The organism is Corallococcus sp. 4LFB (genome assembly GCF_046520365.1).
Lineage (GTDB): Bacteria > Myxococcota > Myxococcia > Myxococcales > Myxococcaceae > Corallococcus > Corallococcus caeni.
In genome coordinates this window covers 1-9,857 of sequence record NZ_JBKGHJ010000334.1, presented here as the reverse complement: position 1 = coordinate 9,857, position 9,857 = coordinate 1, and the positions used below count along the sequence as shown (strand labels likewise).

Sequence of the window (9,857 nt, the reverse complement as noted above, 5' to 3'; positions counted from 1 at the left end):
CGAACGTCCGCCTGCCGCAGCTTCGCCGCGTCCAGCGCCTCGGTCGCCTCGCCCACGCTGGAGAGCTCCGCCTGCCGCAGCTTCGCCGCGTCCAGCGCCTCCGTCGCGATGTCCTCCTGCGCGCGGAGCGCCTCCGCCGCGTCTTGCGCCCCAGGCGGCGCGAGCACCGACGGGAACTCCTGCCGCGTGCTCGCGCGCTCGGGCTGCTCGCGCAACAAGCCGTCCAGCACCTGCTGCTCGATGACCTTCTCGCGCGGGAAGGCCGCCGACATCAGCCGCACCAGGTCCTGATCCGTCACGCTGGGCGCCAGCTTCTCCTTCAGCGCGCCCAGCGCCTCCACCATGGCCGTCGCCGTGGGGAAGCGGTCGTTCGGCTCGGACGCGAGCGCCCGCGCGAGGAACGCGTCCACCGCGCGCGGCAGGTCCGGCCGGTGGCGCGCCGCCGGCTCCCACTGCGGATAGGCCGCGCGCCGCCAGCGCTCCAGTGGGTCTCCCCGCTGCGACAGCGGCTTCCACGAGAACAACTCCCACAGCACCACGCCCACCGCGTACAGGTCCGCCCTGCGGTCCACCGTGCGCTTGCGGGCCTGCTCCGGCGCCATGTACGTGAGGTTGCCAATCACCACGCGCGGCGCCGTCTGCTGCTCCTTCAGCGTGGACTGCGCCGCGCCGAAGTCGATGATCTTCACCTCGCCCGCGTAGCTCACGCACACGTTCGCGGGGGACAGGTCGCGGTGCACCAGGTGCAGCGGGTGCCCCTCCTCGTCCGTCGCGTCGTGCGCGTACGCCAGCCCCTCGCACAGCCGCTGTCCCAATTGCAGCAGCGGCCCCAGGGGCATCATCCGCTGACGCTGCCGCAGGCGGTACGCGAGCCGGCTGAGCGTCTTGCCCAGCACGTACTCCATCGCCAGGAACAGCTGCCCGTCCACCTCGCCCATCGCGTACACGCGCGCGATGTTCGGGTGCGCCAGCCGCACCACCACGCGGGCCTCGTCGCGGAAGCGCCCCACGAACTGCCGGCTGTCCACCAGCCCCGGCAGCACCTTCTTCACGACGACCGCGCGCCGCACGCCCTCCTCGCGCGCGAGGAAGACCTCCCCCATCCCCCCGGCGCCAATGCGGCGCACGAGGGTGTAGGGACCGAAGCGCACGGGCCCGGTCAGGGCCTCCGGTTCAACGGGCGTCGCCAAGCGCGCGGAACGCCTTGCGGGCCGCGGCGAGCACGTGCGCCACCTCCGGCTCGCCGATGGCCAGCGACACGAACGCCGCCTCGAACTGGCTGGGCGGCAGGTACACCCCTTCTTGCAGCATCGCGTGGAAGAAGCGCCCGAACTTCGCCGTGTCCGCCTTCTTCGCGGACGCGTAGTCGAACACCGGCTCCGCCGTGAAGAACACCGTGAGCATGCTGCCCACGCGGTTCACCGTCACCGGCACGCCCGCCGCCTTCGCCTCCGCGCGGAAGCCCTCCTCCAGCAGCAGGCCCAGGTGCTCCAGCCGCGAGTACGTCCCCGGCGCCGCCAGCGCCTTCACGCACGCCATGCCCGCCGCCACCGCCACCGGGTTCCCGGACAGCGTGCCGGACTGGTACACGGGGCCCTCCGGCGCCACCCTGGCCATGATGTCGCGCCGGCCGCCGTACGCGCCCAGCGGCATGCCGCCGCCCACCACCTTCGCCATCGTGGTGAGGTCCGGCTTGAGTCCGTACAGCTCCTGCGCTCCACCCCGCGCGAGCCGGAAGCCCGTCATCACCTCATCCAGCACGAAGAGCACGCCGTGCTTCTGGCAGAGCGCCTGCAGCCCTTCGAGGAAGCCGGGGCGCGGCACCAGCACGCCCATGTTGCCCACGACGGGCTCGATGATGGCGCAGGCGATGTCCTTGCCCTTCTCCTGGAAGATGCGCTCCACGGCCTCCAGGTCGTTGAAGGGCGCGGTGAGCGTGAGCGCCGCCAGCGCGGACGGCACGCCCGGCGAGTCCGGCAGGCCCAGCGTCTCCACGCCGCTGCCCGCCTTCACGAGGAACGGATCGCCCGCGCCGTGGAAGCAGCCCTCGAACTTGAGGATGTAATCGCGCCCCGTGAAGCCGCGCGCCACGCGGATGGCGGCCACGGTGGCCTCCGTGCCGCTGGAGACGAGGCGCACCTTCTCCACGGAGGGCACGGTCGCGCAGAGCAGCTCCGCGAACTCCACCTCCGCGGCGACGGGGGCGCCGAAGGTGGTGCCGCGCCGGGCGGCCTCCAGGATGGCCTCCACGATGGGCGGGTACGCGTGGCCCAGGATGAGCGGGCCCCAGCTGCCCACCAGGTCCACGTAGCGGTTGCCGTCCACGTCGGTGAGCCACGCGCCGGAGCCCTCCTTGAAGAAGACGGGGTCGCCTCCCACGCCACGGAAGGCACGCACCGGAGAGTTCACGCCACCCGGGATGCGCGCCTGCGCACGGGCGAAGAGGGCCTGGCTTTGAGCGTGTTTCATGGCGGGTTCCATAACACGCGCCGGACGTCCGGCCCTGCCCCGCGTGGGCCTCCGGTGTCGCCTTTTCACCCCCGAGCGGACGCCTGCCCGCACGGCGGCGGGCTTCCCCCTCATGGGAGGCCGTCCGTTACCGGCTCGTCACCCCTGGCCGGGGCCGTCACGCGTGGCTTCACCCGGCGGACGCGGGCGGTTATAGCCACCGCATGCGCATCCTCCACACCATGCTCCGGGTCGGCGACCTGGAGAAGTCGCTCGATTTCTACACCCGCGTGCTCGGCATGACGCTGCTGCGCCGCCAGGACTACCCGGACGGCCGGTTCACCCTCGCCTTCGTCGGCTACGGCCCCGAGGACACCCACCCCGCGCTGGAGCTCACCCACAACTGGGACACGGCGAAGTACGAGCTGGGCTCCGCCTACGGCCACATCGCCCTGGGCGTCAGCGACATCCACGCCACCGCCAATGCCATCCGCCAGGCCGGCGGCAAGGTCGTCCGCGAGCCCGGCCCCATGAAGCACGGCACCACCGTCATCGCCTTCGTGGAGGACCCGGACGGCTACAAGGTGGAGCTCATCCAGCAGAAGGCCTGACCCACCTGGCCGCCCACCCACCAACACGGGCCGCATGGGCAGGCAGGCCCAGGTCCCCGGCGGACTCTGGGGACGGCTGAACGGACCAGGCAGGCGGACGCGATTTAAGCGCGATGTTTCGCGCCTTCCGCTCGCCGCGCCCCCGGCAGGGGTGTAGAGAGGCCCGCGCGCGATGCAGCGAGGCGCGCACCCTCCCCCCCTTCTTCCGAGGCCGTCGCCATGGTGGAGAGTCCCCAGAGCCAGAACGCGTTGTCCCCCGACGAACTCCACGAGGCCTGGGCGGTGCTGTCCGTGGACGAGCGCCTGGAGGGCTTCCGGCTGCTGCCCGCGGCCGTGGCGGACGACTTCTTCCTGGGCCTCAGCGCGCGCGAACAGGGCGAGCTCATCCTCAGCCTCCCCCCCGGCGAGCGCCGCACCTGGGTCCGGCTGCTCCCCCCGGACGACCTGGCCGACCTGGTCCAGGCCGTGGAGCCGGAGCAGGTGGACACCATCCTGTCCCAGCTGGACGACGCCAGCCGCCGCGAGGTGAACGTCCTGCTGGCGTACGCGGAGGACGACGCGGGTGGCCTCATGAACCCGCGCTTCGCCCGCGTGCGCCCGGACATGAGCATCGACGAGGCCATCGGCTACCTGCGCAAGCAGGCGCGCGAGAAGGTGGAGACCGTCTACTACGCGTACGTGCTGGACGCGGAGCAGCGGCTGCAGGGCGTGCTGTCCCTGCGCCAGCTCTTCCAGGCCGCGCCGGACAAGCGCGTGGCGGACGTGATGATTCGCGACGTCATCACCGTGGCGGAGAACACGGACCAGGAGGCGGTGAGCCGCACCTTCTCCGAGCACAGCTTCATGGCCATGCCCGTGGTGGACGAACAGCGGCGCATGAAGGGCATCGTGACGGTGGACGACATCGTGGACGTCGTCCAGGAGGAGGCCACGGAGGACATCCAGAAGGTCGGCGGCATGGAGGCCCTGGACGCGCCCTACTTCGACGTGGGCTTCCTGGCGATGCTCAAGAAGCGCGCCGGCTGGCTGATGGTGCTCTTCCTGGGGGAGATGCTCACCGCCACGGCCATGGGCTACTTCGAGCACGAGATTGCCCGCGCCGTCGTGCTGAGCCTCTTCATCCCGCTCATCATCAGCTCCGGCGGCAACTCCGGCAGCCAGGCCACCACGCTCATCATCCGGTCGCTGGCGCTGTCGGAGATGCGGCTGAAGGACTGGTGGCGCGTGGCGCGGCGGGAGCTGTCCACGGGCCTGGCGCTGGGCGCGGTGCTGGGCCTGGTGGGCTTCCTGCGCGTGATGGCGTGGCAGGCCCTGTTCCACAGCTACGGCGACCATGCGTTCGTCATCGGCCTGACGGTGGGCGTGTCGCTGGTGGGCGTGGTGATGTTCGGCACGCTGTCCGGCTCCATGCTGCCGTTCATCCTGCGGCGCGTGGGCTTCGACCCCGCGAGCGCGTCCGCGCCCTTCGTGGCCACGCTGGTGGACGTGTCCGGACTCGTCATCTACTTCACGGCGGCCAGCCTCTTCCTGCGCGGCACGCTGCTGTAGTCGGCGACGCTCGAGGCCCCATGATTCCCACCACCCTCCGCCGCACCCTCACCCTCGCGGCGCCCGAAGCCCCGGGCGTCCCGCGCACGTCTCCGCCGCCAGCGGCCTGGTGCGCGCGGGGGACTGGCTCTACGTCGTCGCGGACGACGCGCTCCATCTGGCCGTGTTCCCTGCGGTGGGCGACGCGCCCGGCCACACCGTGCGCCTCTTCGCCGGGGAGCTGCCGGACGCGCACGCGGCGCGCAAGGCGGCGAAGCCGGACCTGGAGGCGCTGTGCCGGCTGGGCCCGTCCGCGTCGTTCGCGCACGGGGCGCTGCTGGCGCTGCCCTCGGGGTCCACGCCCGCGCGGCGCCGGGCGTCGGTGCTGGCGCTGAACGCGGACGGCACGCTCGCGGGAGCGCCGCGCACGGTGGACTGCACGTCGCTCTACGTGCAGCTGGAGCGCGAGCTGGTGGCGCTCAACGTGGAGGGCGCGGCGGTGGCGGGCAAGCGGCTGCGGCTGCTCAACCGGGGCAACGGCGAAGGCGGCGTGGACGCGCTGGTGGACCTGGACCTGGACCGCGTGCTGGCCAGCCTGGACGCGGGCGTGCTGGGGCCGGAGGCGGTGCGCACCGTGCGCCGCTGGGAGCTGGGCGAGGCGAATGGCGTGCGGCTGTCCTTCACGGACGCGTCGCCGCTGCCGGACGGGCGCGTGGTGTTCACCGCCACGGCGGAGGCGTCCCGCGACCGCGTGGCGGATGGGCCGGTGGCGGGGTCGGCGGTGGGCGTGCTCGCGCCGGGACGGCACGCCCGTGTACCTGGACGCGGTGGACGTGCCCGTGAAGCTGGAGGGCGTGGACGCGCGCGTGGAGGGCGGCCGCGTCCACGTGCTGCTGGTGGCGGACGCGGACGACCCGTCGGTGCCCGCGCCGCTCCTGGAAGCGGCGCTGCCCGTGCCGGGCTAACCGCCGCGCTTCACCAGCAGCGGGCCGAAGGCCTGCACCACCGGCATCAGGGAGATGACGTTGATGTTCACGTGCGCGGGCCGCGTGGCCACCCAGTACACGGTGTCCGCGATGTCGTCGGGCGTGAGCGGCTGGGTGTTGTCGTAGAGCGCGGCGGCCTTCGCGTCGTCGCCCCGGAAGCGGACGTTGGAGAACTCCGTGCCGCCCAGCAGGCCCGGCTGGATGTCCGTCACGCGCACCGCGGTGCCGTGCAGGTCCGCGCGCAGGTTGAGCGTGAACTGATGCACGAACGCCTTCGTCGCGCCGTACACGTTGCCGCCCGGGTACGGGAACTCGCCCGCGATGGAGCCGATGTTGATGACGTGCCCCCGGTCGCGCGCCACCATGCCCGTGAGCGCTTCACGCGTGCAGTACAGGAGGCCCTTCACGTTGGTGTCCACCACCACGTCCCAGTCCTCCAGCCGCGCCGACTGCGCGGGCTCCATCCCCAGCGCGAGCCCCGCGTTGTTCACCAGCACGTCCACCTGCGCGAAGTCCGCCGGCAGTGACGCGAACGCGGCCTTCACCGCAGCCTTGTCCGTCACGTCCAGCGTCACCGGCAGGAGCCGCTCGCCCAGCTCCGCCTGGAGCGCCTCCAGCCGGTCGCTCCGCCGCCCGGCGGCGATGACGCGCGCGCCCTCCTTCACGAAGCGGCGCGCGATGGCCTGCCCGATGCCCGCCGTGGCCCCTGTCACCAGCACGTTCATGTGAATGTCTCCCACGCGAGAAGTCAGTCGCCGCGGTCGCGGGCGGCTTCCTCGGCGCTGCCGCCCATGGCTTCCACGGAGGTGCGCGCCTGCTTGCTGCGGTCGAACGCCACCTCCTTCTTGCCAATGCCCTCCACCGTGAGGTTGGCCAGACGGCGGCGGGCCCGGGCGATGGCGTCCTGCACGAGCGCCGGGTCGGGGTGCGTCTTCAGGCACTCCACCCAGGTCTCGATGGCCTTCTCGTTGTCGCCCGCGTCCGCGCGCAGCTTGCCCATCTCGAAGAGGGCGTACGGCGCCAGCTCCGAGTCCGGGAAGCGCGTGCGCAGGTCCGCGTAGGTGCGCAGCGCCTCCTGCCGCTTGCCCTCCACCATGGCCAGCGCCTGCGCCTGGAGGAAGAGCGCGTCGTCCACGTAGGGGCTGGTGGCGAAGCGGTCCGGCAGCTTCTTCGCCTCCAGCTCGCACTGCGGATAGTCCTGCAGCTCGAAGTACGTCTTGGCCACCTGGTACTGCAGCTCCGCGCTCTGCGGCGGGTTGCGGTGCAGCGCGGCGGTGAGCTGATCAATGGAACCGCGCAGGTCGCGGTAGTGCACCCGCAGCAGCTCCGCCAGGATGATGCGCGCGTCCAGCGCCTCCGGGGACTCCGGGCACTGCTGGATGAGCTGGCGGTAGACGCTCACCGCCTCCTTCACCTTGCGCTGCTCCAGCCAGTACACGTCCGCCGCGCCCTTGAGCGCCCGGGCGCGCATCACCAGCGCCTCCGGGGACTCGTCGCGCAGGAGCATCTCGTAGGCCTTGCGGTACTCCACCAGCGCCTCGTCCGGACGCTTCTCGAAGGTGGCGTCGCGGGCGCGCTGCATGTGGTCCACCGGCTTGTCGCGGCAACCCGTGACGGCGAGCGCCCCCACCGCGAGCACGCAGGCCCACCGCGACAGCCCCCGCGTCATTGGCACGCCTCCGGGATGAGGCGCTGGCAGCGCGTCTCGTCGCAGCGCACGCACTCGCGCTCGGAGGAGACGTCCGTCACGCACACGGAGACGCGCGACGTCCGGGGGCAGTCCTCGGACGTCACGCAACGGTAGAGGCCCCCGTCGGTGCGGGTGATGTCCACCGGCGTCGAGCCGCAGTTCTCCAGGTCGTTGCATCCCAGGAGCGCCGCCGCCACGACCGCCATTGCTGCCACCAAGACGCGTTGCACGGCCCGGGTTCTAGCCAACTTCCGACCCCGGGTCACGAACCGTGCGCCCGCCTGCCCGCCCGTCTGGAGCCGGGATTCGCGGGAAAGCGAGCACACGTGCATGGCCAGCGTTTCGCCGGGCGTGCTAGCCCTGTCGCGTCACGCTCTTCCCCCACCTCCCAGGAGTCCTGAAACCATGAGCCTTCCCTCTCGTCCTCGCGCGGTGGTGACGGGCGCCGGCAGTGGCCTTGGCCGTGCGCTGTGTGAAGCCCTGGCGGCCCGTCAGGCGCGGGTGATGGTGTCGGACATGAACGCGGCCAGCGCGGAAGAAACTGCCCGCCGCGTCACCGCGCTGGGCGGCGAGGCGCGCGTGCACCCGTGCGACGTGACGGACGCGGACGCGGTGGAGGCGCTGGCGCGCGCGGTGGATGACGCGTTCGGCGGCGTGGACCTGGTGGTGAACAACGCGGGCGTCGCCACGGGCGGCGCGGTGGGCACGCTGCCGTTGTCGGAGTGGAAGCGCGTATTGGACGTGAACCTGTGGGGCGTCATCCACGGCTGTCACGCGTTCGTGCCGCGGCTGAAGAAGCAGGGCTCCGGCCACGTGCTCAACATCGCGTCCGCGGCGGGGCTCGTGTACGCGCCGAACCTGGCGGCCTACAACACGTCCAAGGCGGCCGTCGTCGCGCTGTCGGAGACGCTCTACGCGGAGCTGCAACCGCTGGGGCTGGGCGTCACGGTGGCGTGCCCCACGTTCTTCCGCACCAACATCGCCTCCGCGGCGGCGCCCTACTCCGACCCGGAGACGCGCCGCATGAGCGTGAAGCTGGTGGACCAGTCGAAGATTGGCCCGGAGTGGGTCGCCGAGCGGCTGCTCAAGGCGGTGGACCGGGGCGCGCCGCACGTGCTGCCCATGGCGGACGCGCGCTGGTTCTGGCGGCTGCGGCGGCTGGCGCCCGGCATCTTCCTGAAGGGCGTCATCGCGGTGGAGAAGCGCATGCGCGAGCGCACCGCGCGCATCCCCGGCTAGCCGTCGCGCTTCAGTTGCTGCGCTGCCGCGCGGGCGCCTTGCGGGAGGTCAGCACGGAGGTGTCCACGGACGCCATGGAGTTGCGCTGCTTGACCATCCGCGCCTTCTGGTTCTGCTTGTCCTCGTGCTTCAGGATGGCGGCGATGTGGGCGTCAGCCACCTTGCACTGGATGGCGCTCACCGCCTGGTGACGCCGCCCCAGCTCGTTCCACATCGCCAGCCGCCCCTGGCTGCCCAGGAGCCGGTCCTCGACCGTGTCCAGGGCCTGGTCCATCTGCTTGCCCTCGGCCTCCAGGACCGCGAGCCGCGCTTCGGAATCCTCCGCAGACTGTCCGCATCCCGTGGACACGGCGAGCCCCACCGCCGCTGCCAGTCCGAGCCACCTCCGCCGCATCCCCACGTCGCCTCCCTCGTGTCTCGGGCCACACACCGGCCGTCAGGCAGCGCAAGGTAGGAACGGGCCTGGGGAGCGACAACCCGGACTCACGACAGGGAGGCAGGCGTTTCCAGGAGCGAACGTTTGGGCACGTGAAGGAGCCCTTATGGCGCGGAGCGCGTCCGGTGCTTCAGGATGAACTCGCACACCTCGCGCGCGGCGCCGAAGCCCGCGGCGCGCTGGGCCACGTAGTGCACCTGCGCGCGCACCTCGTCCGGGGCCTCGGGCACGGTGGCGGAGAAGCCCACCGCGTTGAGCAGCGGCAGGTCCACCACTTCGTCACCCATGTAGCCGCAGTGCTCCGCGGACACGTTGAGGATGGCGAGCAGCTTCTCGAAGTGCGCCACCTTGTCCTGGCTGCCGAAGTGCACGTGGCGCAGGCCCAGCGACTGCATGCGCATCTGCGCGGAGAGGCTGTCGCCGCCGGAGATGGCGGCCACCTCGATGCCCGCCTCCTGGAGGCGCTTGATGCCCATGCCGTCGCGCACGCTGTACATCTGCGTCCAGCCGGAGTTGGGCACCCAGAAGATGCGCCCGTCGGTGAGCGTGCCGTCGATGTCGAAGATCATCACCGACAGGCGCGCCACCCGCGCCTTGAGCGACTCCAGGTCCTGGTTCATGCCGTGCCTTCCGCTACTTGGGCACGGCCTTGAGCGAGGCCTTGCCGTCCTTGATGACGACCTTGAACTCCACGCCCTTCGCGTTGTGCTGCTTGAGCAGCTCCGGCACCTGCTTGCGCAGCGTGGCGGCCACGGACTCGTAGGACAGCTTCGACGTGTCCTCCTGGCAGCGGCGCTTCGCGGTGACGTACGCGTCGTACACCGCGCGCAGCTTGTCGTCGGACATGCCGCCACCCGGGCCCGCCGCCGCGGGACGGGGCGCCGCCGCCGCCACGGGACGCGCGGGCTGCTGCGGAGCGG

Annotated in this window: 12 protein-coding genes and 1 pseudogene; 5 read left to right on the top strand and 8 right to left on the bottom strand. The window is 71.8% G+C overall.

The window, feature by feature from the left end:
* Both ACLEQD_RS29045 and hemL read right to left on the bottom strand, forming a co-directional pair.
* A partial coding sequence (locus ACLEQD_RS29045; protein WP_410388452.1) for a serine/threonine-protein kinase occupies nucleotides 1-1,151 on the bottom strand: 1,151 nt, incomplete at its 3' end.
* A gap of 22 nt (nucleotides 1,152-1,173) precedes the next feature.
* A complete protein-coding gene (gene hemL / locus ACLEQD_RS29040; protein WP_410388450.1) occupies nucleotides 1,174-2,469 on the bottom strand; it encodes a glutamate-1-semialdehyde 2,1-aminomutase in 1,296 nt (431 codons plus the stop codon).
* A gap of 203 nt (nucleotides 2,470-2,672) precedes the next feature.
* Here hemL and gloA point away from each other — a divergent pair, with 203 nt between their 5' ends.
* From gloA to ACLEQD_RS29020, 4 genes and pseudogenes are all read left to right on the top strand, one after another.
* Nucleotides 2,673-3,059, top strand: a complete 387-nt coding sequence (gene gloA, locus ACLEQD_RS29035) for a lactoylglutathione lyase (RefSeq protein WP_014400399.1) — start codon at nucleotides 2,673-2,675, stop codon at nucleotides 3,057-3,059.
* 219 nt (nucleotides 3,060-3,278) lie between these two features.
* Nucleotides 3,279-4,607, top strand: coding sequence for a magnesium transporter (gene mgtE / locus ACLEQD_RS29030; RefSeq protein WP_410388449.1), 1,329 nt, complete (start codon nucleotides 3,279-3,281; stop codon nucleotides 4,605-4,607).
* Between the two features lie 109 nt (nucleotides 4,608-4,716).
* Nucleotides 4,717-5,331 (top strand): annotated as a pseudogene (locus tag ACLEQD_RS29025) (DUF6929 family protein); the annotation flags it as partial.
* A gap of 67 nt (nucleotides 5,332-5,398) precedes the next feature.
* Nucleotides 5,399-5,551, top strand: coding sequence for a hypothetical protein (locus tag ACLEQD_RS29020; protein WP_410388447.1), 153 nt, complete (start codon nucleotides 5,399-5,401; stop codon nucleotides 5,549-5,551).
* On the opposite strand, the gene ACLEQD_RS29015 is transcribed toward ACLEQD_RS29020, so the two are convergent.
* From ACLEQD_RS29015 to ACLEQD_RS29005, 3 genes are read right to left on the bottom strand one after another with little or no spacing between them, the layout of a single operon-like run.
* A complete protein-coding gene (locus ACLEQD_RS29015) occupies nucleotides 5,548-6,297 on the bottom strand; it encodes an SDR family NAD(P)-dependent oxidoreductase (protein WP_410388445.1) in 750 nt (249 codons plus the stop codon). The genes ACLEQD_RS29020 and ACLEQD_RS29015 overlap by 4 nt on opposite strands.
* Nucleotides 6,298-6,320: 23 nt before the next feature.
* Entirely contained in the window at nucleotides 6,321-7,241 is a 921-nt protein-coding gene (locus ACLEQD_RS29010; protein WP_410388443.1) for a tetratricopeptide repeat protein, read from the bottom strand.
* Nucleotides 7,238-7,468, bottom strand: a complete 231-nt coding sequence (locus ACLEQD_RS29005) for a hypothetical protein (RefSeq protein WP_410388441.1) — start codon at nucleotides 7,466-7,468, stop codon at nucleotides 7,238-7,240. The genes ACLEQD_RS29010 and ACLEQD_RS29005 overlap by 4 nt, the downstream gene beginning before the upstream one ends.
* Nucleotides 7,469-7,667: 199 nt before the next feature.
* Between ACLEQD_RS29005 and ACLEQD_RS29000 the strand changes: the two genes are divergently transcribed.
* Entirely contained in the window at nucleotides 7,668-8,501 is an 834-nt protein-coding gene (locus ACLEQD_RS29000) for an SDR family NAD(P)-dependent oxidoreductase (protein ID WP_410388440.1), read from the top strand.
* Nucleotides 8,502-8,511: 10 nt separating this feature from the next.
* Here the strand turns inward: ACLEQD_RS29000 and ACLEQD_RS28995 are convergent, their stop codons facing one another.
* From ACLEQD_RS28995 to ACLEQD_RS28985, 3 genes are all read right to left on the bottom strand, one after another.
* Nucleotides 8,512-8,850, bottom strand: coding sequence for a hypothetical protein (locus tag ACLEQD_RS28995; protein ID WP_410388439.1), 339 nt, complete (start codon nucleotides 8,848-8,850; stop codon nucleotides 8,512-8,514).
* Nucleotides 8,851-9,041: 191 nt separating this feature from the next.
* Entirely contained in the window at nucleotides 9,042-9,557 is a 516-nt protein-coding gene (locus ACLEQD_RS28990; protein ID WP_410388437.1) for a KdsC family phosphatase, read from the bottom strand.
* Nucleotides 9,558-9,570: 13 nt separating this feature from the next.
* On the bottom strand, nucleotides 9,571-9,857 hold a 287-nt coding region (locus ACLEQD_RS28985; RefSeq protein ID WP_410388435.1), incomplete at its 5' end, for an MXAN_5187 C-terminal domain-containing protein.

Coding starts and splice junctions, on each gene's coding strand:
- ACLEQD_RS29005 (WP_410388441.1), bottom strand. CDS start 7,468: ATGGCGGTCGTGGCGGCGGCGCTCCTGGGATGCAACGACCTGGAGAAC.
- ACLEQD_RS29015 (WP_410388445.1), bottom strand. CDS start 6,297: ATGAACGTGCTGGTGACAGGGGCCACGGCGGGCATCGGGCAGGCCATC.
- ACLEQD_RS28990 (WP_410388437.1), bottom strand. CDS start 9,557: ATGAACCAGGACCTGGAGTCGCTCAAGGCGCGGGTGGCGCGCCTGTCG.
- gloA (WP_014400399.1), top strand. CDS start 2,673: ATGCGCATCCTCCACACCATGCTCCGGGTCGGCGACCTGGAGAAGTCG.
- hemL (WP_410388450.1), bottom strand. CDS start 2,469: ATGAAACACGCTCAAAGCCAGGCCCTCTTCGCCCGTGCGCAGGCGCGC.
- ACLEQD_RS29010 (WP_410388443.1), bottom strand. CDS start 7,241: ATGACGCGGGGGCTGTCGCGGTGGGCCTGCGTGCTCGCGGTGGGGGCG.
- mgtE (WP_410388449.1), top strand. CDS start 3,279: ATGGTGGAGAGTCCCCAGAGCCAGAACGCGTTGTCCCCCGACGAACTC.
- ACLEQD_RS29000 (WP_410388440.1), top strand. CDS start 7,668: ATGAGCCTTCCCTCTCGTCCTCGCGCGGTGGTGACGGGCGCCGGCAGT.